Here is a 22,867-nt window from a genome sequence, read left to right on the forward strand (position 1 = left end):
CCACGGTATAGATCCCCAACCCTCCTGCAAGCGTCGCAGAAGGAAGATAGGTGGCCGACTTTTACGCCGCCCGAAGCGGGACTATCCCGCCGCTACCGTGGACTAATTTTGCACCGCCGCTCTCAGCCAGTTGCACGACGACCTCGATATCGAGGCGCGGGCCATCGACAGCTGGACCGCCCGGGCGGCACACGGCAAGAGCTTTCTGACCGACAAGACGGTCCTGCTGGTCGACGAGGCCGGCCTGCTGACCAGCCGGCAGATGAGCAAGCTGCTGGCTGAGGTTGATCGCGCGCAACAGGCTGGTCTGCAGGTGGCCGTCAGACTGGTCGGCGATCGCCGCCAGCTACAGCCGATTGGAGGACCCGGATTGCGAATTGTCGCCGATGCGATCGGTGTGCACCGCGTTGATACCATCGTGCGTCAGCGCCACGCCTGGGCGCGCGATGCCGTCACGGCCTTTGGCCGGGGCCGGGCTCCAGAAGCTTTGGCCGCCTTTGTCGAGCAGGATCTGCTGCACTATGGCAGCGGGCCAATAGACACCATCAATCGTATGGCGCAGGCTTGGCATCAGCGCCGACAACTCCACGGCGACACCGCGGTGCTGATGATCGCCAAGTCAAACCGGCAGGTTTTGGCCCTGAATGCTGCCGCCCGAAGCTTGCTGCAGGCACAGGGACAATTGCCCAATGACAGGGGGATGATCTTCCCGGCCGCCACGCCGTCGGGGCAAAGTCATGCCCTCGAATTGGTGCCGGGCGATGCGGTGCGCTTTCTCAAGCGCGTCGATGCTCTGGGCGTCATCAATGGCACGACCGGTATCATCGACAAGGTCGTGCGCACCGGCAACGAGCGGTTTGAAATCACGGTGCGGGTCGGCGGCCGAAAGCTCCGCTTTGCCCCGGGCGAATTGGCCGATGACAAGGGCCGGCTGCTACTGGCGCATGCCTACGCCAGCAGCTGCTATGGCGCGCAGGGCCTGACCACCGAGCACGCCTTCGTGCTGGCCGATCCGGGCATGGATCGGCATGATATTTTCGTTGCGGCCAGTCGTGCCCGTGAGGCAACCCATCTGTTCGTTGATCAGAAGGGTCTCGATAGTCGCGCCATGTCGGCGCGGCTATTGAATGATCGGCAACGTGAGGTTGGTGAACAGGAGCGCCTCAGCGTGCTGGCAGGCAAGTTCAGCGCGGCACGGGTGAAGGTTTCCACCCTCGATTATCTGCCGCCGGCGCAACCGCTTGAATATGGCCCGGAGCCCCAGCGCCAGAGAAATAATGCGCGCGAACTCAGCCGAGATTAGCGATCAGTCCGTGAACCGGCTCCGGGTTCAACCCCGATCGGCGGAGAGAGCTCAACACATCCCTAACTGGCCACCATGGCAGCGCGCGGTTTTCGGCCTACCCGAGCATAGACACCTCGGCAGACGAAACGACCTGCGTCTTTGCCGGCAGCTATATTGAGGTGATGAAGATGCGTGACGGCCTCCACCCAAAATGCCTTGGCTCCCCGCTCCAGCGGGTTTTCTTGTCCTAAACGAGGTTTTATCTCGTCGATTGCACGAGTGCGTAGCCGTTTCTTGTGATCGCGGCCTCAACCCATGCGGGCGACATTCCCAGCAGTTTGTCATCGGTCATGGTCGTGGCGAGATTGCGCCAGTCTAAGTGCCGTAAGTGGGCAGGAATCCCACCTAGCGGTCCATAAGGCAGCACCAGCAATTCGTGCTGCGTCTTTTCGCCATCGGCCGCAATAAACACATTCACCCGCAATCCAATCCCCGTCACGTCGTAAGGCTGAGCAGCGCGTATCCATTGCTTCCCATCTCAGCCTCGATAATCGGTCCAGCTGTTACAAGCAACCTATCGGACAGCGTCGTTACGGCCAGGTGGCGCCAGTTTAAATTCTGCAATGATTGCGGTATTGCCTCACTTTCGGACCCTTGCGGAAGCAGTAACAACTGTCGTTGCGTTCGCTCTTCATTTTCCGTGATAAAAACGACTATTCGCATACAAGCATCTCCGACCTCCACATCAATGAGCATAGTGGAGCGGCGGGCGCAACTTCAACAGTAACAGATAACTGTCGCGCGCTCGTGATGTCGTGTGCATGCTGGGCGAACAGTTTAGGTTCAAGGCACGGGCCCTTCCAGTGGTTTGGCCGATAAACACAGGTTCAGTGACGTTTGCAGGTCGTCAAAAATTTTGTGCTGCTGGAGCAATTGCGCTGCCGGCGGGCTTTCGTGCTGCTGGCGTATTCGGCGGACCCGCGATGATGAATTTTGGCGAAGCCAGCGCGGCTATTTTGGGCGACCGAAGATGGACGTCTTCTGCGTGCAACTGCTTTTTTACGCCGCTTGTTGGCGCGCGTCAGTAAGCGTAAGGGTCTCAAACTCCGCGTCGCTGCACAGCGGAGACCCATCAGACTTTCTGACTGACGGCACTCCTGTCGCATTGTAAAAAAGGACCAGCTCGTCACGGCGAATGGTTGGGTCAAGCCATTCCTCTGCGATATGCCAAACCGGCTTTTTCTTTCGATTAGGCGCAGAGTTTGGAGCGCCTCTAACACAGACATACCAACGCTGGGGGCCAAAGGCGTTTGCCCCAACGACTATTTTAGGTTTCGAAATCTGGATCGGTACGTCCGCGGCGACTTGCCGTTCCAGCGCTCGCGCGGCGCGCATTTTATAGTCGTCGGGATACGGGATGGTCTCGCCCGAAAATTGCAGAGTGCTAAAATTGGTATTCTGGGCGGAGCACCCACACAACAACGCTGCAACCAGTCCAATCAGCGCTGTCCGCATGTACATCTCCCTGGTTAGCTTTTGCCGCGGAACGAGTGAATGGCCCCACTCGCGGATGGCTGCCGCAAAACACTGGCAATTTTTGCTGAAATAGAATGATCGACGCTGCCCCCTAGGGGGGCACTCGACACAACTGTTATGGTGGTCCCGCTTCTTGAAAGGTTGGCCGTGAAGTGTATCTGGTCGCCAGAGATGCGGGTAATTATCTTCATCGCCATGCCCCTTGGTCAGATAATTTGTAGACGGGGACACGTTCTGTTTCAACGTCAATAACTGCCACAGTATGGCAAAGTGGGGCCAGAAATACCCGGACACGTTCCTCGTTCGTCGCCTGCATCATTCTCGGCCTAACTGTAGATGACCGGAGCGTCGTGGCACCAGCGTGTAGCCCGCTCCAAATGCTCGCATAGATCCTCAAGTTGGTGGCTGGGAGGTTCGAAAGGACTGCGTTTTGATTTCTTCTACAAAATTGCGTTTGCCACGATAGCGAATCCGGGTCAGCGTCGAAGGGCATGCAAGGGTCGGATCCTATCCAGCCCTTGCATGCCGCTCGGGGGCAGGTGCCGAAAACTCCCCGCATCGACCAGCGGTCGATCCCTGAAGCGTAGACCGCTGGTTGGTGCGGGACCCCAGGTTCTTCATGGCGTCAAAAACTATTGGCCCGCTGGCTGATGGCGCAATGCGCGCTGTACAGTCGGGCAGATCTAGAATGCGCCTGTGCACCGGCGCAATGTCTGTCGCTTGGATGCCCACGGCCTTGGCCCTGGGCACGCGCCAGGCCGTGGTTTGTGTTGAGGGCGGCGCGGTATGACCAGCACCTATCTCACCCGAAATCAGGTCGCTGAACGCTATCCAATTTCTGCCCATACCTTGGCAAAACTGGCGTCGCAGGGGAAGGGGCCGCGCTATTTCAAGCCCACAGACAAGTGCCTCTATCGGCCGGAAGACATAGAGGCCTGGATTGAAGCCGCAGCGGTGTTGCCTGTGACGGCCGAGCCGTCTGGCCCGCGCATCACCCCACCCGGCGGCCGCGGCAGAGCCAAGCCCCCACTGCGGGCCACGTTAACCGAAGCCTCGCAACGAAATGGCCGAAAATCCCTGCCGCCATCAATAAATTCCTGGCTGCGCCGGACCGATTAGGCTTCGACGCGGGCTCGACCACCCAAAACCTTGCCGTTCAGCGTGCCGGGTTGCGTTATGGCTCGCGCAGGGCGGTTTTTGGCCAGAGCCCGCAGTCGTGCGACGCTCTCGTCCACTCTTGGATGGCGGTAGCGCAACAGGCTTTTGATGTCGACGTGCCCGGAAAAATCCATCACCTGTTCGGATGTCCAGCCAGCATCAAAGCACCGCGAAATCGCCTCGTGCCGGAAGTCATGCCAGCGCAGCGTGCCAACCGAAACCAGGTCCACCCGCCCCATCCCTTGGGCGCGTTTCGCCGCCCGGGCGCGGGCATATTCGAACGCTTTTTTCAACATGTTACCAGTGACCTTGAACAGCTTGCCGCCCTGGGCACGGTGGGGCAGCGATTCAACGATGGCCTGCGCTCGTTCGGTCAGCAAAATATGGCGTCCGCGGCCATTCTTGGCGTCCGCCAACCAAATGGTACCGCCCTTGGCATCATAATCGGGCCATTCAACGCGCAACATTTCGCCGCGTCGACAGCCCGTTTCCATAGCAAACTGGGCCGCCAACGGCGCGATCGGATCCTGCGCCGCAACCAACTCGGCGAACAGCAGGGTTTCCTCTTCGGGCTGAATGCGGCGGATGCGCTCGTCAATCGCGCGCGGCGCCTTGACATATTCCAGGGGTGAGCGTGCCAGATCATACTTTCGCGCTGCGGCCTCAAACAGCGGCTTCATCAGGCGGATGTCTCGGCCAATCGTGTTGGGTTTGACCTGTTCCAGACGCTCGACAATCCAGTCTTCGAACATGTCTTCGCTGGCATCGACTAACGCGGTGGCGCACAGCATCACGTTATTGCGGCGAAAGGCGCGCAGGCGATACAACTCGCTAGCCACGCCTTTGACGCGCCGCTTGCCAGTTTCCAGCGCGGTAATCCCCTCGTCAATGACATCGCCCACGCTGGTGCGGTGGCCGATCAGGCGGTCGATCTTGTGACCGCGGTCCTGGTCGCCCAGCACCTGGCGGACAAAGCGCTTGGCGTCGTCGAGACCATCGAACGAGGCGTTGTGGGTGGGAAAGCCCTTGCGGCGAATTTTGACCTGGTACGAGGTCAAGCGTCCGTCTGTGGAAATCCGCTCATAAATATAGTCGGTGCCCGGGAGTTTATAGGTCGGCATGACGGTGTTCTTCTCGCGCTGTGCGAAAAAGGGTCGTCGACATTCCGAGGATTCGCAAGGGGTGCGCGTTGATTCGCCTGGCGGGTGTGGTCCCAAAACCTGTCCCAAACTTAATGTGTTACATCAAGGACTTAGGGCAAGTATTGGCGCACCCGACAGAATTCGAATCTGTGACCTCTGCCTTCGGAGGGCAGCGCTCTATCCAGCTGAGCTACGGGTGCATCCGTTGCGCGGGGACGGGCCACCGGCTGAACTGGGCGCAACCTAACCAAAGCCGGTGATCGGCGCAACGGGCGTTTTGGCCAAAATGCTGCGACTCCACAGCGGCCTCTCGCTGCCGTCGGGCTGCGGGATTGTCGCCCAGCCAACCGGCGTGCCGCCATGGCCGGCGGGGCAGGGGCCGTGGAGTATCGGCATGGCCTGCACGCCGTGCCGCACGGCCATTTCTGCCAAGACCGGAATCTGGCTATATCCGGGCTGCTGCCATCAATCTGCCATCAGACTGCCGTGATTGGGCCCTATCGCGCCAGAACGATGAATCCGCTAGAGTGGTGGCATGGCATTTCCAACCAATTTTTTCAGCAGCGCCCGCCGCCTTGGCGCCGCTAGCCTGCTGGCCCTGCTCGTATCCGGCTGCTCGATGAGTGCGCTCAAGCCGGCGCCCGGCCCGGCCACTGCGGCGCTGGCGGCCTTCGCCAGTCCTGAAGCCACGCCGGAAGGCCATGTCCCCGATGCGGCTTTGGTGCCCGAGGCGCCGGTGGCGCTGGCCTATGCCGGTGGCGCCTATGATGGGTTGGTGGCCCATTATGCCGCGCAATATGCGGTGCCCGAATCCCTGATACACCGCGTCATTCAGCGCGAAAGCAAATATAACGCCGCCGCCCGCAACGGACCCTATTATGGCCTGATGCAGATCAGCCACGCCACGGCCAAGGGCATGGGCTATGGCGGCTCGCCCGCCGGGCTGCTCGATGCCGAAACCAATCTGCGCTATGCCGTGCGCTATCTGGCGGGGGCCTATGTCACCGCCCACGGCAATTCCGATCAGGCCATGCGCTATTACGCCCGCGGCTTCTATTACGATGCCAAGCGCGCCGGCCTGCTCGAAAAATCCGGTCTGCGCTAGCCGCCAGCCGACGTCGTTTCAATAGTTGGCACGCAGCAAGCTGTCGTCCTTGCCCGGCAACCTAGCACGGGCAGCTGTCCGCATGGACCACCCGGACAAGCCGGGTGGTGACGATGGGGTGAGTGGGAGAATGACCCGGTGAAGCCGGGCTAGCCCAGTCTAAAATGCCTAATCTGCTGTGCGTCCGGCCAGCAGCAGGGCAATCTGGGTTGCCAGTTCGGCCTGCTGATAGGGCTTGGACAGGCGGGGCAGGTTGGTGGAGGTGCCGCTGGGCAGGTCGGCATAGCCGGTGGCCAGCAGGATCGGCAGGTTCGGCTGCAACTCGCGCGCGCGCTCGGCCAGCTCCACCCCGGTCATGCCCGGCATGGCATAGTCGGTGATCAGAGCGTCGATTTGCCGGCCGCTGCCGAGAATTTGCAGCGCCTCCTTGCCGGAATAGGCTTCCAGCGCCGTATGACCCAAATCCTGCACCATATCGACGGTGCTCATATTGATCAGGGCGTCATCATCCACCACCAGAATGACCGAGGCCGGCGGTGTGGATGGCTGTTCGGGCTTCACGGACAAAACCTCCTTGGTCGGGGACAGGGCGACGGGCAGCCACAATTGGGCGGTAGTGCCTTCGCCCAGCCGGCTATCGAGTTGCAGGGCGCCGCCGAGCTGCACGGCCAGTCCATGCACCATCGACAGGCCCAGACCGGTGCCCTTGCCCAGCTCCTTGGTTGAGAAAAATGGCTCAATTGCGCTCTTGAGCGTGGATTCATCCATGCCGGTGCCGGTGTCGCCGACGCTGAGGCGCAAAAACGGCCCCGACAGGTCCAGCCCGCTGGTGGCGCCGTCCCGCAGGCCGAGCACCAGCCGCAGCCGCCCACCCTCGGGCATGGCGTCGCGGGCATTGACCGCCAGGTTGAGAATGGCCAGTTCGAGCTGGTTGGCGTCGACCCGGGCCGGCGGCAGATCCGGCTCGATGGCGAAATCCACCGCGATCAGCGGCCCGATCGAGCGTTCGAGCAGCCCGCGCATGCCGTCGAGCAATTGCGCCAGATCGGTCGGGGCCGGGCGCAAATCCTGCCGCCGGGCAAAGGCCAGCAGCCGCGAGGTCAGCGACGCACCACGCTGCGCGCCCTGCAGCGCCCCATCGATGAAACGCTGCATTTGCGGATCATTGGGCAGGCGCTTGCGCAGCAATTCCAGATTGCCCTGGATGGCGGCCAGGAGATTGTTGAAGTCATGCGCCACGCCGCCGGTCAGTTGGCCGATGGTTTCCATCTTTTGCGCCTGCCGCAGCTGCTCCTCGGCCCGCCGCCGTTCGGTCATTTCGCGGAAAAACGCTGCCCCGCCGACGATTTCGCCATCGCCGCCGCGCAAGGGCGCATGCTGGCTTTCCAGCACCACCTGATTGCCGGTCAGCGTGTGCAGTTCGATTTCCTCGATCGGCCCGGAAATCCCGGCCAGCGCATCGCGCAGCCGCAGCTCGATGGTTTCGTTCTGGCCGTCGCCGACAATGCGCGCCAGCGAGCGCCCCAGCACCGCCGGCGCCGGCAGGCCGAAAATCCGCTCCATCACCGGGTTCCAGATCGTCACCCGGAAATTGGTGTCATAGGCGACAATGCCGGCCGGCACGCTGGTCAGCAGCAGCCCGGACAGCGCCCGCTCGCCACGCAGCGCCTGCTGGGTGCGCTCGCGTTCGGCCGCCACCGCTTCGAGCAGCTTTTCCCGCTCGGCCTCGGCCAGCTTGCGCGCGGTAATCTCCGAAGCCACGCCGATCAGCGTCTGCGGCTGGCCAAAGCGGTCGGTCAATACCCGGGCGCGCGCATCGATCCAGTGCACGCTGCCATCGGGCCAGTGAATGCGGTATTCCAGCACCAGATCGGCGCCTGCCATGGCGTCGTCAAAGCCGCGCTGTACCCGCTTTTGCTCGGGCAGCGCCACCGCCTCGATCAGATCGGCAAACAGCAGCGTCTCGTCGGGGCGGCGGCCGAAACAGGCCTTGAACTGGTCCGAGCCGGACAGCACCTGCTCGGCAATATCGAGTTCCCACGAGCCCATGCGCCCGGCCAGCAGCGCCGTTTGCAGCCGTTGCTCGGCCTCGCGCATGCCTTCGAGATCGCGCCGTGCCTGATATTGCCGACGGCGGCCCCGCAGCGCATTGTCCACCATGTTGAGCAGCGCCACCGGCTGCCACGTCCCCGCCAGCACCAGCACATTGCCCAGCGCCGAACAGGGCTCGCCCGCCAGTGGACCGAGGATGATCAAGGGGAAATCCGACCACGGCGCCTGACCCGCGATCCAGCCCTGCAGCGCCGCCAGCTCGGCGCCCTGCAAGACCGCGCTGGCGATGATGGCGAGGCCCGCGCCGCTCTGCATTTCCGCCAGCAGCCCATCCATCGTCGTGACGGCATCAACCTGGCGCCCGGCCTCGCGCAGCAACGCGATGGCCTGGGACCCGTCTTGCCCCTGTGGTGTCAGGATCAGTGCCCGTTCCGAACTGATCACGCCCGGTCATCTCCGCTTCTGGCCGCCACGCCGGCCGTCTATGGCGCCGCGTCGGGATGGGTTTGTCCCAGTGTAGGGCGTGCCGCCGCGCAATACACCCGCAAATCTGCCGGTGCTGCGCCGCCCCAGCCCGCAATTTCCGGGAACGCGGCCAGTTGTGCCCCGGTTCCCGTCCCCCAGGCCTTTTTGCCGGGGCCAAACTCGCCTAAAGTCGCGCCTCGCTCGTCGAATGGAATCGGTTTCATGCATTTGCTGCTTGTCGACGGCTCGGGCTATATTTTCCGCGCCTTTCACGCTCTGCCCCCGCTCAACCGCAAGTCCGATGGCTTGCCGGTCGGCTGCGTCCAGGGTTTCTGCAACATGCTGTGGAAGCTGATGGAGGATCTCAAGGGCGACGACGAGCCCACCCATATGGCCGTCATTTTCGACCATTCGGGCAAAACCTTCCGCGACGATTTCTATGCCGAATACAAGGCGCAGCGCCCGCCGGCGCCGGCGGACCTCGTACCGCAATTCCCGCTGACCCGCTCGGCCACCCGCGCCTATAATATCCCCTCCATCGAAATGGAGGGCTGGGAGGCCGATGACATCATCGCCACCTATGCCCGCATGGCCCGCGAGGCCGGCGGCAAGGTCACCATCGTCTCCTCCGACAAGGATCTGATGCAGATGGTCGAGCCCGATGGCTCGATCCGCATGCTCGACACCATTGCCCGCCCCGGCCAGCCGCCCTTGCGCTGGATCGGCGTCGATGAGGTGATCGCCAAATTCGGCGTCACCCCGGACAAGGTGATCGACGTGCAGGCGCTGTGCGGCGATAGCGTCGACAACGTCCCCGGCGTCCCCGGCATCGGCGTCAAGACCGCCGCCGAGCTGATCAATACCTATGGCACGCTGGAAACCCTGCTCGAGCGCGCCAGCGAGATCAAGCAGAACGCCCGCCGCGAAAAGCTCATCGCCAATGCCGACCTCGCCCGCATTTCCAAGCGCCTGGTGACGCTCGAACAGCAGGTGCCGGTTACCCTTGATCTGGGCGCGCTGTCGCGCCAGCCGGTCGAGCCGGGCAAGCTGTTTCCGTTCCTCAAGGCGATGGAATTTGCCACCCTCACCAAGCGCCTCGCCGGCCTGCTCGGCGCCGATCCCGACGTCTGGGAACCCGATCCCGAGATTGCCGCCAAACCCTCCAGCCCCATCGGCTTCAACAATGAAGCCCGCGCCGACGCTCGCGCCGCCCGCCACGAAGCCGCCGGTACTGCCGGCTCGCCTTTGGTGCTGCATGCCGCCGCCGAACATGAGCGCATCAAGGCCATTCCGTTCAATCCGGCCGCCTATGAAATCATCCGCGATGCCGCCCAGCTACAGCGCTGGATCGACGCCATCGAAATGACCGGCTATGTCGCCACCGACGTCGAAACCACCGGCCTCGATAACCAGACCGCCGATCTGGTCGGCCTGTCCTTTGCCATCCAGCCCGGCACCGGCGCCTATCTGCCGCTCGGCCACTCCGTGGGAGAGGGCGATATCTTTGGCGGCGGCCATGCCGAAGGCCAGATGGATATCCGGCTGGCGCTCGACATGCTGCGCCCGATCTTCGCCAATCCGGCGATCCTCAAAATCTTCCACAACGCCAAATACGATCTCGGCCTGCTCGCCCGCTATGACGTGCCGGTGAACTCCATCGATGACACGCTGCTGCTGAGCTATTCGCTCGACGGCCCGCAATACAACACCATGAGCGAGCTGGCCGATCACTGGCTCGGCGTGCCCGGCACCCCGATCAAGGAGCTGATCGGCTCCGGCAAATCCCAGATCACCTTCGCCCAGGTGCCGATCGACAAGGCCGCGCTCTATGCCGCTGAAGACAGCGACATGACCATCCGCCTGTGGCGCATCCTCAAGCCCCGCCTCGCCGCCGAGAGCATGACCACGGTCTATGAAACCCTCGAGCGCCCGCTGGCCCCGGTGCTGGGCCGCATGGAAGCCCGTGGCATTTCCATCGACCGGCAGATTCTCGCCCGCCTCTCGGGCGATTTCGCTCAGCGCGCCGCCGCCTTCGAGGCCGAGGCCTATGAGCTGGCCGGCTCCAATTTCAATCTCGGCTCGCCCAAGCAGCTCGGCGAAATCCTGTTTGATCGCATGGGGCTGGAAGGCGGCACCAAGACCAAGACCGGCGCCTGGTCCACCGGCGCGGATGTGCTGGAAGACCTCGCCCTCAAGGGCGTGCCGCTGGCCCGCACCATTGTCGACTGGCGCCAACTGACCAAGCTCAAGGGCACCTATACCGACGCATTGCCCGAATATATCAACGCCCGCACCAAGCGCGTCCACACCACCTATTCGCAGCACTCGGTGCTGACGGGTCGCCTCAGCTCCAACGATCCGAATTTGCAAAACATCCCCGTGCGCACCGCTGACGGCCGCAAGATCCGCACCGCCTTCGTCGCCGCCCCCGGAAAAATCCTGATTTCCGCCGACTACAGCCAGATCGAGCTGCGCGTTCTTGCCCATATCGCCGATATTCAGGCGCTCAAGGATGCCTTCGAGGAAGGCCTCGACATTCACGCCATGACCGCCAGCGAAATGTTCGGCGTCCCGGTCGAAGGCATGCCGTCCGATGTGCGCCGTCGCGCCAAGGCGATCAATTTCGGCATCATCTACGGCATTTCCGCTTTTGGCCTGGCCAATCAGCTCGGCATTCCGCGCGGCGAGGCGGGCGACTACATCAAGACCTATTTCGAGCGCTTCCCCGGCATCAAGGACTATATGGACGAGCAGCGCCGCCGGGTGAAAATCGACGGTTTCGTCACCACCATTTTTGGCCGCAAGATCAACTTCCCCAACGCCAATTCCAGCCACGCCGCCGAACGCAGCTTCGTCGAACGCGCCTCCATCAACGCCCCCATCCAGGGCTCCGCCGCCGACATCATCCGCCGCGCCATGATCCGCATGGAGCCCGAGCTGAAAAAGGCAGGCGTCGAAGCCGACATGCTGCTGCAAGTCCACGACGAACTGATCTTCGAAGTGCCCTTGGGCACCGAGGAGGTCGCCATGGCGGCGATCAAGCGCATCATGGAAGGCGCGGCGGAGCCGGCGGTACGGCTATCGGTGCCGATTCAGGTCGATGCCCATGCGGCGAATAATTGGGACGAGGCGCACTAGGTTTTGGTGTGACGCTGATGAAACAGCCCCCGGCTTTCGCCGGGGGCTTTCTGATTCACTTCATGAATTCGTACGTTCTACGCCGAGGCCGTGTAACCTCGGATCACATCCTTCAACGGACCTGCGAGGCTGAAGATGTCCTCGACCTGTTCGACGTCGTGGCGCACCGCCTCCTTGTTCGCGTCAAACACCATCACAAACTTCGTTTTCCCGTTGAAGTGCATCCGGGCGATCGGCTTGCGGTTATTGTCGTCGAACAGGATGGAGCAATAGGACTGCGCATCGCGCATGGTGATGCGCGAAACAGGCGCCACCTCGGCGGCAATGGCGCGGACGATATTGAAGCCGTGCAGTTCTTCCGGCGTCGTATCGAGCTTGCTTTCGTCCACCATCGGGACCTCATCCTCGGCTCCGCCGTCGAAAGCCACATCGATCTTCTGCTTGGCGCGTTGCCTGAACAGGTCGTCAAAGGCCCGTTTGACGATGGGTTTTAGGCCGTCCACAACCGCGCCGGTGAGCTTGCCGGTGTAAAAGCCGCGCGCCACGAAACGCACGAAATCCTCGTCGGGATTGGCCCATTGGGTTTCGATGACGCTCATTGCCCCACGCAGATATTTCAATGACGAGGCCGCAGCCTGAACATTCTCGATGCTGAAATTGCTTTTGTGGAATTTCTCCAGCTCTTTCAGATCGTTGTCGTCATAGGACAGCAGGTCGAATTTGAAGAAGGGTGTCGCATCCATCTTGTTGGGCGCATCCAGATCGGTGAAGAACCAGATATGCAGCCCATTGGTCAGGATGCCGATATTGGCATCGCAGGTGTGGAAGTAGCGGAATAGCTGGCTGAACTGTGCGTCGCGCAGATTGACCGAGACCGATTTGGCCTCCACCAGATATTCGATCCGGTTGCCTATCTTGATCGCATAGTCGATCTTTTCGCCCTTCTTCAGGCCGACGTCGGCGACGTATTCCGGAATAACCTGTGTCGGGTCAAAGACATCGAAGCCAAGGACCCGAAGAAACGGCATGACGATAGCGTTCTTGGTTGCTTCTTCGGTTTGCGCGATTGCCTGCGCGTTAATAGCCCGCTTCGCCAGATCGGCGACATCTTCCTTAAATGACATTATTGCCCCCACAATATTGGGAGCCTAGGTGGTGTCAGGACAGATGTAAACCAACGGATATTTGCGGCCCTCCCTGCACCATCACCACCCACGGTGTCACCCCGGGCCTGACCCGGGGCCCATCCCGGAAGCACCCCACAGCCGCTAGGTGGATCAAACCGTCACCCCCTCCCAACCTCCCCCATCAAGGGGGAGGTGTCGTTCTGTGGTTGTGACTAGATCGTGCCCAAACCCGATCTGATACCTCCCCCTTGATGGGGGAAGTTAGGAGGGGGTGGAGCCAAAGGCACCGCGCCACGGATACCCACCGCGCGTCACCCTCGGGCTTGACCCGAGGGCTCTACACTTCCGGCGGCAAGGTCAGTGCAACCCCCTCGGGTCAAGCCCGAGGGTGACGTGTCGTGGGTGAGGTAAAATGCTGAAACTTATCCATCTTATCCCCGCCCCCAAAACCTCCCGCATACTCCACCCATCTTCCGGGATACGGGCGGCGCTGCAGCGACCGGTGTCCGGATTGACGGTCGGGAGGGTGGAGGTCGCGCTCCGCCCTGGGCTGTGCGGATGGGGCATTCGGGCATGGGGCTACGGGTCCATGCTGGGGCTTGCGGTCTGCCTTCCGAGAAAAACCCGACGCCCCGAGGCGGTTCTCGTCTCATTATTTTAACTTAACCAGAGGCGAAAACCGCCTCGGGGCTCCGCTCGTCTTCTGAAACCCGCATTGCAGGCGGCGCTTGCGCACGCCTATCGGCGGGTCACCGAAACACTCCGTCCTTCGCCGCCGGGCGGAATCGCCAGCTCCACCACCAGCGTCGCCGCCGCGACCAGTTCCGGTGCCCGTTCGGCCCATTCGACCAGCACGATGGCATCGGGATTGTCGAGCAGGCCCAGTTCATCCACCTCGCGCGGATCGCCCAGCCGGTAGAGGTCGGCATGCAGCACCGGGCCCTTGGCCGTGTCGTAGGGCTGCACCAGCGCAAAAGTGGGGGAGGGCACGTCGAGCGCCGGATCGCCGGCCAGATGGCGGATGATGGCACGGGCCAGCGCCGTCTTGCCGGCGCCGAGATCGCCATTGAGCACCACGAGGTCGCCTGGCGCCAGCATGGCCGCCAGCGCGGCCCCGAGGGCGGCAGTCGCGGCGTCGTCGGCGAGCAGGCGCTCCATTATTCGGCGACGCCGGCCATGGCGCTGTCGCGCGGCAGGTTGACGATGATGCGGCTGCCGCGCGGCTCGCGCTTTTCGGCCGAGATGGTGCCGCCATGCAGATTGACGAAGGTCTTGACGATGGCGAGGCCAAGGCCGGCGCCGCGCTGGCGCCCCGAGGGGGTGTCGATGCGGGTCTGGATCGCGGCGCGCATTTCGGCGGTGATGCCGGGGCCTTCGTCTTCGATGACGAACAGCATGCGGTCGGCGCGATGGCTCACCGTCAGCCGGATTTCGCCACCCGGCGGCGAGAAGCGGGCCGCGTTGGACAACAGATTATACAGCACCTGCACGATGCGGGTGCCATCGGCGATGAAGGGCGGCATGCGGTCTTCGATATCGACCACCAGATTGATCGGCTTCTCGCCCGAAATTTCGGGGAAAGTGGCCGATAGCCCAGCCCGCGCCTTGTCGACCAGCGTCACCACATCGAGCAGTTCGGGGCGCAATTCGGCAATGCCGGCATCGACCGAAGCGAGGTCCAAAATATTGTCGATCAGCACGCCCAGCGTTACCGAGGAGGCGCGGATATAATCGATATAGGCACGCTGCCGCTCATTGAGCGAGCCGCCTTCGCTGCCGGCCAGCAGATCGGCGAAGCCGATAATATTGGTCAGCGGGCTGCGCAGCTCATAGGAGACATTTTCGACGAAAGCGTCCTTGAGCACGTCGGCGGCCACCAGCGCATCATTGCGCTCCTTGAGCACCTTCGAATAGCTGGCGCTCTCGGTGACGTCGAGAAAGGTCATCATGGTCTGCCCGTCGGGCAGGCGGGTGATGGCATAATCCAGCAGCCGCCCATCCGAGCGGTTGATCCGCCCGGTCTGGTCCGAACGGGTCGGATTGAGATCAATTATCCCCCGCTTCAAATCCCGCCATATAGTGGAGCCATCTTCTGGAATGGCGCGGCCCGAGGCCTCGGCGATCTGGTCGATATGGGGATTGTGGCCCAGTTCATTGACCGGCAGCTTCCATAGCGCCAGCAGGCGCGGATTGGACAGCGTCAGCCGGCCATTGGTGCCGAACACCGCCACCGCTTCGCTGAGCGCGTTGATGGTTTCGCGCTGCACATTGGAAAACGCCTTGTTGGTCGATTCCAGTTTGAGCCGTTCGGTGATGTCCTCGAACACATAGATCACCCCACCCGCCGGGCCGGCCGGTGCCGAGATCACCTTGATGGTGCGGCCATCGGGCAGATGCCAGGGCTCGTTCTCGTGCGGTTCCTTGCGGGCGTAGCTTTCCAGATGCTTGCTGCGCCAGATTTGATAATCCACCTGGCTGGGCAGCATGCCCTCGGTGCGCAGCTTGTCGAGAATGGCGCGCTCATCGAGCCCCGGCACCAGGAATTTGCGGTTCAAATTCCACAGCTGGGCATAGGCCTCGTTGAACTGGATCAGCTCGCGCCGAGCATTGAAAATGGCGATCGGCGTGGCCAGCGCGCCGATAATGCCGCCGATATGGGCAATGCCGGTTTCGGCGGGGCGGTTGGCCTCGTCTTCGACCGGACGCAGATAACCGGCACGGCCACCGGCGATGGGGAATTCCACCAGTTGATAGGGCCCCTGTCCGGGCCAGGCGACGGTCATGGTGCCCGGCTTGTCGTCTTGGGCGCAGGCCAGCAGATGCTGTCGCAATTGCGCGGTGTCGAGCAGTTCGGGCGGCGCGTTTTCAGTGCCCTTCTTGCCCAGCGTGCCGGCCAGCCGCAGATAGGCCGGATTGGCATAGATCAGCCGGTCGCTGTCATCGCGGGCAAAAGCCGGTTTGGTGAGCGCCGACAGAATGGCCCGGACACTGGCATGATCGCCGGTGGCGGCAGCGGCGACCAGGGTGGGCTCGGCGCCGGGCTGCAGGAAAGCGGGGCGCAGGCGCATCGCGGCGCCGCCGCCCAGCACCCAGCCATTGGCGCGGATCAGCCGGCCGTCGAGGGCATTCAGGCTCACGGCAAAGCCATGGCCATGCACGCGCAAATCTTCCAGCAGGCGCGCCAGCTTGTCGGCGTCGCCATGCGACAGCCAGCTGGAAAGCTTGAGTACGCTCGAGGGCTGGCGGCCGACCGGCAGCACCGAAGCGGCCTGACCGAGCAGGCGCGGCGCGCCGTCGCTATTGTCGGTCCACAAAATGGTGACTTCGCGGGTGCCCGACAGCAGCCCCTCATATTCATCGACCAGCGCCCGCAGCCCGGCGATCTGTTCGGCGGCGTGGCGGCGCGTCGCCTTGCCGTTGACCAGCGTGGTGCGCACCACCGCCATGGCCAGCAGGGCAAAGGCTCCGGCGCCCACGGCAACAGCCAGCGGCGCAGCACCCGCAAAGCTGGCCGCGTTGATGCCCTGCGCGAGGGCGGGGACCGCCGTCATCAGGGTAAGAGGGGCTGCCGCGACTACCGCGAATCCCCAATGCTTCCGGAAGTGATCCGGCGCCATGCGCTGCCCTCTAAGGTCAAAATTGTTGATGCCAGCCCGGATGCCGAGGCAATCCGGTACGCCTGCACAAAAAGAAGTGGCCAAACGCGGAGTCCATCTGGACTCCGGCCAACTCCGATCCGGTCACTTGTCCCCGAGCTCCCGAATCACCCTGACCATACCGGCCCGGTGAATCGGCTAAAAGAGGGTTAATGGCTGTGCTTTGATGGCAAAGGGGGGATATCGGGTCTTGACCGTGAACGAAGCAGCAACGTTCGCGAGCGCTTCGGCATGCTGGGCTCCACCCCCTCCCAACCTCCCCCATCAAGGGGGAGGTGCCGTCCGGTGGGTTAGGCTCGATCCAGCCAGAAACTCGATCGATACCCCCCCTTGATGGGGGAGGATAGGAGGGGGTGGGGCAGCAAACACCGCACAAGCAAACGCCCGCAGCCAAGGCCACGGGCGCTCGCGATTGCAAGTCGCAGTCGATTAGTAGCGGTATTCGCCCGACTTGAACGGCCCGTTCTGGCTGACGCCGATATAGTCGGCCTGGGTCTTGGTCAGCTTGGTCAGCTTGGCGCCGAGCTTGGCCAGATGCAGCTCGGCGACCTTTTCGTCGAGATGCTTGGGCAGCACATGCACCTTCTTTTCCAGCTTTTCGCCATTGGTCCACAGTTCGATCTGGGCCAGCGTCTGGTTGGCGAAGGAGGCGGACATGACAAAGCTCGGGTGACCGGTGGCGTTGCCGAGATTGACCAGGCGGCCTTCCGACAGCAGGATCAGACGCTTGCCATTGGGCTGCTCGATCAGGTCGACCTGCGGCTTCACATTGGTCCACTTGAAGTTGCGCAGGCCGAGCACGTCGATCTCGTTATCGAAATGGCCGATATTGCAGACGATGGCCATGTCCTTGAGATTGCGCATTTCGTCGACCATCAGCACGTCACGGTTGCCGGTGGCGGTGACGACGATGTCGGCGCGATGGGCAGCATCTTCGAGGGTCACGACCTCAAAGCCTTCCATGGCGGCCTGCAGCGCGCAGATCGGATCGACTTCGGTCACCAGAACGCGAGCGCCGGCGCCGCGCAGCGATTCAGCCGAGCCCTTGCCCACGTCGCCAAAGCCGCAAACGATGGCGACCTTGCCGGCCAGCATCACGTCGGTGCCGCGACGGATGGCGTCGACCAGCGATTCACGGGTGCCATACTTGTTGTCGAATTTCGACTTGGTCACCGAGTCATTGACGTTGATCGCCGGGAACGGCAGCTCGCCCTTGGCGTGCAACTGATAGAGGCGCATCACGCCGGTGGTGGTTTCTTCCGACACGCCGCGGATGGCGGCGCGGATATTGGAGAAGAAGCCGGGGGTCGATTCCAGGCGGCGCTTGATGGTGGCGAAGAAGATTTCTTCTTCCTCATTGCCCGGCTTGTCGAGAATGGAGATGTCCTTCTCGGCCTTGGCGCCATTGAGGATATACATGGTGGCGTCGCCGCCATCATCGAGGATCATGTTGGGGGTGAGGCCATTGCCCCAGTCCATCATGCGGTCGGTAAACGCCCAATATTCTTCCAGCGTTTCGCCCTTATGGGCAAATACCGGGATGCCGGCGGCAGCGATGGCGGCAGCGGCGTGGTCTTGGGTCGAGAAGATGTTGCAGCTGACCCAACGCACTTCGGCGCCGAGCGCGACCAGTGTCTCGATCAGCACGGCGGTCTGGATGGTCATATGCAGCGAGCCGGCGATGCGGGCGCCCTTGAGCGGCTGGGTCGCGGCATATTCCTCGCGGATCGACATCAGGCCGGGCATTTCGATTTCGGCGATGGTGATTTCCTTGCGGCCAAAATCGGCGAGGGAAATGTCCTTGACCGCATAATCGGTCGATTGGGTGGTCATCGGCAGGCTCCGGCAATTGCAATGGGGGATCGTGCTTCAGCTATACGCAAGCGCGCGGGCTGGATCAACGGGGGACATAAAGAAATGCTTATATGTGCTTACCGATAGGCTGCATAACGCCTGCGTTTGAACGGCAGCGTGAGGAAGCGCCACAGACCCGACAGCACCAGATAGCCCAGGATGAAACCGCCCCCGGCATAGAGAATGCCTTCCATGGTGACGGGGATGGCGGGCTGGTAGCTCTCCAGCGTGCGCCGGCCGATATCGCTATCGAGATAGGCCGGCAGCAATTGAAACCGCTCGACCGGATTGGCGCCTTCGATGCGGGCCAGCGTGGCGCTCAGCGTGTCATAGCGCTGGAAGGTTGCCGCCATCGAGCTGCCGCGTCCGGCGAGAAAACCGTCATTGGACGCCTCGTAGCGCTGCAGCGCCGCGATGCGATCAAGGCCACCCGCCACGGCCGCCCGGTCGAAATCCTCGGTGATCACACGCAGTTCGTCCACCGCGCCGCCCAGCCGCTGGGTATATTGCTGGGCATATTCGGGGAACTGGCTGAGCGCCATGGCCAGTCCCAAGCCGCCGACACCGGCAATGATGCGCCGCATAGATTCGCCTCCGCCTTGCCCGTGCTCAATGTGCGGGAGCGCCGGCCGTTCCGCAACCGGGGCGCGTCGTTACAGATCGCTCAGCTTGTCGGCCCGCACCACAAAGCGCTGCACCATGTCGATGGTCTGTCGGCGCAGCGACTCCTGATAGGCGGCGCTGCCGACATCCTTGCCGAAAATCTTGGAGAAGGTGGCGCGGTTGGAAACATTGAAGAAACACAGAGCGCTGATCTGCCAGTGGATTTCCAGCGGGTCGAGCCCGGCCCGGAACAGCCCAGCGGCGACGCCCTTGGCATAGACCGCCTCGATGCTGCCAATGGCGGTAACGTTGAGGTCGCGGATCACGCCCGAACCCTCGAGGTACTGCGCGTGATGGATATTCTCGATCATCACCATGCGGATGAATTCTTCATGCTGGTGATGGTGATCGAAGGTGAATTCCACCAGCCGCCGCAGCGCCTCCAGCGGTGGCAATCCGTCGATGTCGAGCTTGGCTTCGCCCTCGCGCACCTGGCGGTAGGCGTTTTCGAGGGCGCTGACATAGAGGCCCTCCTTGCTGCCGAAATAATAATAGATCATCCGCTTGGACGAGCGGGTCTTGGCGGCGATGTCATCGATGCGGGCGCCCGCCAAACCATTGAGCGCAAACTCCTGCGCCGCCACTTCGATGATGTTCTGCTTGGTGCCCTCAGGGTCTTGCGTGCGGGTGCCGCCGTCCCGTGCTTTGGATCGGGATGATGAAACTGGGGTGCTCATACAATCGCAGCCTTCCATGGCGGCAATTGACTAAACTAACCAGTTCGTACATTTTGCCGCAAATCGCCTTTCAGCATTTATCGGGTGCGGTGAGGGAAAGACAAGGCCGCTGCCGTTTTTCGGCGGCGGCGCATGGGGAGACCTGAGCTTTGCACATTGCCAGCAACCAGCCGGAGCCGCCGCTTCGTGGCACGGTTCTGCAGCACCGCCTGCCGCATCCCGACGGCATCACCATCGGGCTGGTGGGGCGGGGCATCGCTGCATCGCTGTCGCCGCTGATGCATGAGCGCGAAGGCCAGCGGCTCGGGCTCGACTATCGCTATCACCTGATTGATTTCGACCAGCTGCAACTCGATGACGCCCAGCTCCCCGAGATCCTGGCCGAGGCGCGCGAGCTCGGCTTTGCCGGCCTCAACATCACCTACCCCTTCAAGCAGGCCATCCTGCCGCTGCTCGATGATCTGGCGCCGGATGCGGCGGCCATCGGCGCCGTCAATACGGTGGTGCTGGGTGGCGCTAGGACGCTGGGGCACAACACCGATTGCTGGGGCTTTGCCGAAAGTTTTCGGCGCGGTCTGCCGGCGGTGAAGACCGACCTGGTGCTGCAACTGGGTTCCGGCGGCGCCGGGGCGGCGGTGGCGCGGGCGTTGCTGCAATGCGGTGTCCAGCGGCTGGCGATCTACGACACCGAGCCGGGCCGGGCGCAGGCACTGGCCGGCCGGTTGCGCAATTTGCTCGGCGCTGATGTCGAGGCCGTGGATGACGTGGCCGATATAGCCCCCCTGGCCGACGGCATCGTCAACGCCACGCCGGTCGGCATGACCAAATGCCCCGGCCTGCCCATCGCTGCGGCGCTGATCGAGCCGCATCACTTTGTCGCCGATGTGGTGTATTTCCCGCTCGAAACCGAGCTGATCCACCTCGCCCGGGCGCGTGGCTGTCAGGTGCTGCCCGGCGGCGGCATGGCGGTATTTCAAGCGGTGCGGGCGTTTGAACTCTTCGCCGGCGTGCAGCCAGACGCCGATGCCATGGCGGAAACATTTCGGGCGGCGGTTGCGGGCTAGGCCTTAGATCTTGCCCGTCGACAGCACATAGTCGACGCCGCTCTTGATGTGGCTGGTCAGCTTGCGGACGCTATTGTCGATGTCGCGCTGCATCGCCAGCTCGAACAATGCCTTGTGGTCATCCATCACCGCCGAGCCGCGAAAGCTCTCGGCCAGCATGTGGTAGCGGATGAAGCGATCGAACACCGAGGCGTGCAAATCCAGTAGCGTGCGCGAGCCGCAGGCCGAAATCAGGGCGTTGTGGAAGGCGAAGTCGTAGCGGACCCACTGGGCAGTGCGGTCCATGTCGCCGCTGAGCAATTGCGCCTCGACCACCGAGAGCTTGTGATGGGCGGCCACCACCCGGCCTTCCCAGTCGAGATCGCCAGTCTCCAGCGAGAGCCGTAGCGCGTGGCTTTCCAGCAGCAGCCGCAAATCGGCCACTTCGCGCAGATTATCCGCCGTTGCCGCCGCCACTTCAAAGCCGCGCTGGCCTTCGGCCATCACCAGATTTTCGCTGGCCAGCCGATTGAGAATTTCGCGCAGCGTGCTGACGCTGGCGCCATACTGGCTTTTGAGCGTGTCCAGCTTGAGCTTTCTCCCTGGGGGCAACTGGCCGGCTATAATGTCGTCGCGGATACGCCGGAACGCCAAATCGCCGACGCCTTCTTCCACTGTCTGTCTATCGTCGCTCAATGCCGCCTCCACTTGCCTTTCTTTTAGCCAATGGAACGACGCTCGTCAAAGTGATCCAGAAAAATCATAGAAAACAAAAATTACATGACTAAATGAAATTAAGCAGCTAGTTTGCAAGCGCTCCGAAGGGGCATTGACTTGAACGAACTATTTCGTACATTGTGCTTCAGGACGGAAAACGACGGTGTTCAACCGTGCGTCCGCTGAGGATGCCTGGGCTTACAGGCGACATTTGGGAGGATAACAATGCGTTTTGGATTTACGCGCCGCGCCGTGCTGCTTGGCAGCCTGCTGCTGGCCACTGTTGTGCCGGTCATGGCGCAGGACAAGCCGGTGCTGCGGTTTTCGGCAGTGTTCTCGGAGCAGGACATCCGCGCCGAGATGATGGATCTGTTCGCCGGCCAGATCGTCGACGACTTCACGCTTGAGCCCTATTACGGCGGCAATCTGTTCAAGCAGGGCACCGAACTGGTGGCGCTGCAGCGTGGCAATCTGGAAATGGGCAATATCGCGCCCCAGGATATTTCCAACCAAATCCCGGCCTGGTCGGTGCTGACTTCGGCCTATCTGTTCCGTGATGCGGCGCATCTGCGCACCTTCTTCGACAGCGATGTCGGCGCTGAATTCAAGCAGATGGCCGAAGACCAGCTCGGCGTTCACATCCTCGGGCCGACCTATTTCGGCGCCCGTCAGGTGGGCCTGCGCATCGACAAGGAAATCAAGACCCCGGCCGATATGGCCGGCATCAAGCTGCGCATGCCCGGCGGCGACGCTTGGCAGTTCCTCGGCACCTCGATCGGCGCCAACCCGACGCCAATGGCCTATGCCGAAGTCTATACGGGCCTCCAGACCGGCGCCATTGACGGCCAGGACAATCCGCTGCCCAACGTCGAGAACATGAAGTTCTACGAAGTGATGAAGCAGATCGTGCTGACCTCGCATCTGGTGGGCTATGACCTGCTGGTGATTTCGAGCGAAAAGTTCAACGCCATGACGCCCGAGCAGCAGGCCGAAGTGCAGGCCGCGGCAACCGCCGCGATTGACTTCAGCCAGAAGGCGCATCTGGATCGTGAAGCTGAACTGCTGACCCAGTTCGAAGCCGCCGGCCTCAAGATCTATGAGCCCGACCTCAACGCCTTCCGCAGCTATGCCCAGCAGATGTATCTGGACTCCGATCTGGCCAAGGACTGGCCGGCCGGCGTGGTTGAACGCATCAACGCACTCTGAGCTAGACTTCCGCCCCTCAGGGGTGGCGCGCGCAACTTGCGGC

At 62.4% G+C, this 22,867-nt stretch carries 16 protein-coding genes, 1 tRNA gene and 2 pseudogenes; 6 read left to right on the forward strand and 13 right to left on the reverse strand.

What is annotated here, in order from left to right; all coding sequences use genetic code 11:
• Positions 1 to 127: 127 nt before the first annotated feature.
• Positions 128 to 1,303: pseudogene (locus ACX3OZ_RS14175) on the forward strand (AAA family ATPase); the annotation flags it as partial.
• Between the two features lie 241 nt (positions 1,304 to 1,544).
• On the opposite strand, the gene ACX3OZ_RS14180 reads toward ACX3OZ_RS14175, so the two are convergent.
• Both ACX3OZ_RS14180 and ACX3OZ_RS14185 read right to left on the reverse strand, forming a co-directional pair.
• A complete protein-coding gene (locus ACX3OZ_RS14180) occupies positions 1,545 to 1,763 on the reverse strand; it encodes a hypothetical protein (protein WP_459104728.1) in 219 nt (72 codons plus the stop codon).
• A 581-nt stretch (positions 1,764 to 2,344) separates the two neighbouring features.
• On the reverse strand, positions 2,345 to 2,800 hold the full coding sequence (locus ACX3OZ_RS14185) for a hypothetical protein (protein WP_459104729.1): 456 nt from the start codon (positions 2,798 to 2,800) through the stop codon (positions 2,345 to 2,347).
• 807 nt (positions 2,801 to 3,607) lie between these two features.
• On the opposite strand from ACX3OZ_RS14185, the gene ACX3OZ_RS14190 reads away from it, so the two are divergent.
• Entirely contained in the window at positions 3,608 to 3,940 is a 333-nt protein-coding gene (locus tag ACX3OZ_RS14190) for a helix-turn-helix transcriptional regulator (RefSeq protein ID WP_459104730.1), read from the forward strand.
• Here the strand turns inward: ACX3OZ_RS14190 and ACX3OZ_RS14195 are convergent.
• From ACX3OZ_RS14195 to ACX3OZ_RS14205, 3 genes are all read right to left on the reverse strand, one after another.
• Positions 3,937 to 5,100: a tyrosine-type recombinase/integrase gene (locus ACX3OZ_RS14195; protein ID WP_459104731.1), complete on the reverse strand. Its 1,164-nt coding sequence runs from the start codon at positions 5,098 to 5,100 to the stop codon at positions 3,937 to 3,939. The two genes, ACX3OZ_RS14190 and ACX3OZ_RS14195, sit on opposite strands and share 4 nt — an antisense overlap.
• Before the next feature lie 144 nt (positions 5,101 to 5,244).
• Positions 5,245 to 5,321: transfer RNA gene (locus ACX3OZ_RS14200), tRNA-Arg, on the reverse strand.
• A 43-nt stretch (positions 5,322 to 5,364) separates the two neighbouring features.
• Positions 5,365 to 5,553 (reverse strand): hypothetical protein, encoded by a 189-nt coding sequence (locus ACX3OZ_RS14205; RefSeq protein WP_459094528.1) that lies wholly within the window; start codon positions 5,551 to 5,553, stop codon positions 5,365 to 5,367.
• 205 nt (positions 5,554 to 5,758) lie between these two features.
• Between ACX3OZ_RS14205 and ACX3OZ_RS14210 the strand changes: the two are divergent.
• A pseudogene (locus ACX3OZ_RS14210) lies at positions 5,759 to 6,226 on the forward strand (transglycosylase SLT domain-containing protein); the annotation flags it as partial.
• Between the two features lie 168 nt (positions 6,227 to 6,394).
• On the opposite strand, the gene ACX3OZ_RS14215 reads toward ACX3OZ_RS14210, so the two are convergent.
• The gene (locus tag ACX3OZ_RS14215; protein WP_459104732.1) at positions 6,395 to 8,722 is read right to left on the reverse strand and encodes a hybrid sensor histidine kinase/response regulator; all 2,328 of its coding nucleotides are present in this window, start codon (positions 8,720 to 8,722) and stop codon (positions 6,395 to 6,397) included.
• Positions 8,723 to 8,965: 243 nt separating this feature from the next.
• Here ACX3OZ_RS14215 and polA point away from each other — a divergent pair, with 243 nt between their 5' ends.
• Complete coding sequence (gene polA, locus ACX3OZ_RS14220) at positions 8,966 to 11,881, forward strand: DNA polymerase I (RefSeq protein WP_459104733.1); 2,916 nt, start codon at positions 8,966 to 8,968, stop codon at positions 11,879 to 11,881.
• Between the two features lie 77 nt (positions 11,882 to 11,958).
• Here the strand turns inward: polA and ACX3OZ_RS14225 are convergent, their stop codons facing one another.
• From ACX3OZ_RS14225 to ACX3OZ_RS14250, 6 genes are all read right to left on the reverse strand, one after another.
• Entirely contained in the window at positions 11,959 to 13,005 is a 1,047-nt protein-coding gene (locus tag ACX3OZ_RS14225; protein WP_459094531.1) for a type I restriction enzyme HsdR N-terminal domain-containing protein, read from the reverse strand.
• Between the two features lie 741 nt (positions 13,006 to 13,746).
• Positions 13,747 to 14,166, reverse strand: coding sequence for a tRNA (adenosine(37)-N6)-threonylcarbamoyltransferase complex ATPase subunit type 1 TsaE (tsaE, locus tag ACX3OZ_RS14230; protein ID WP_459094532.1), 420 nt, complete (start codon positions 14,164 to 14,166; stop codon positions 13,747 to 13,749).
• Complete coding sequence (locus ACX3OZ_RS14235) at positions 14,166 to 16,559, reverse strand: sensor histidine kinase (RefSeq protein ID WP_459104734.1); 2,394 nt, start codon at positions 16,557 to 16,559, stop codon at positions 14,166 to 14,168. The genes tsaE and ACX3OZ_RS14235 overlap by 1 nt, the downstream gene beginning before the upstream one ends.
• Positions 16,560 to 17,093: 534 nt before the next feature.
• A complete protein-coding gene (gene ahcY / locus ACX3OZ_RS14240; RefSeq protein WP_459094534.1) occupies positions 17,094 to 18,497 on the reverse strand; it encodes an adenosylhomocysteinase in 1,404 nt (467 codons plus the stop codon).
• 98 nt (positions 18,498 to 18,595) lie between these two features.
• The gene (locus tag ACX3OZ_RS14245) at positions 18,596 to 19,102 is read right to left on the reverse strand and encodes a DUF2937 family protein (protein ID WP_459094535.1); all 507 of its coding nucleotides are present in this window, start codon (positions 19,100 to 19,102) and stop codon (positions 18,596 to 18,598) included.
• 69 nt (positions 19,103 to 19,171) lie between these two features.
• Positions 19,172 to 19,858, reverse strand: a complete 687-nt coding sequence (locus ACX3OZ_RS14250; RefSeq protein WP_459094536.1) for a TetR/AcrR family transcriptional regulator — start codon at positions 19,856 to 19,858, stop codon at positions 19,172 to 19,174.
• 149 nt (positions 19,859 to 20,007) lie between these two features.
• Between ACX3OZ_RS14250 and ACX3OZ_RS14255 the strand changes: the two genes are divergently transcribed.
• Positions 20,008 to 20,922: a shikimate dehydrogenase gene (locus ACX3OZ_RS14255; RefSeq protein WP_459094537.1), complete on the forward strand. Its 915-nt coding sequence runs from the start codon at positions 20,008 to 20,010 to the stop codon at positions 20,920 to 20,922.
• A gap of 3 nt (positions 20,923 to 20,925) precedes the next feature.
• Here ACX3OZ_RS14255 and ACX3OZ_RS14260 read toward each other — a convergent pair whose 3' ends face one another.
• A complete protein-coding gene (locus ACX3OZ_RS14260; RefSeq protein ID WP_459094538.1) occupies positions 20,926 to 21,597 on the reverse strand; it encodes a GntR family transcriptional regulator in 672 nt (223 codons plus the stop codon).
• A gap of 246 nt (positions 21,598 to 21,843) precedes the next feature.
• On the opposite strand from ACX3OZ_RS14260, the gene dctP reads away from it, so the two are divergent.
• Positions 21,844 to 22,824, forward strand: a complete 981-nt coding sequence (dctP, locus tag ACX3OZ_RS14265; protein WP_459094539.1) for a TRAP transporter substrate-binding protein DctP — start codon at positions 21,844 to 21,846, stop codon at positions 22,822 to 22,824.
• Positions 22,825 to 22,867: the final 43 nt, after the last annotated feature.

It is taken from the genome of Devosia sp. A369, from assembly GCF_054489345.1.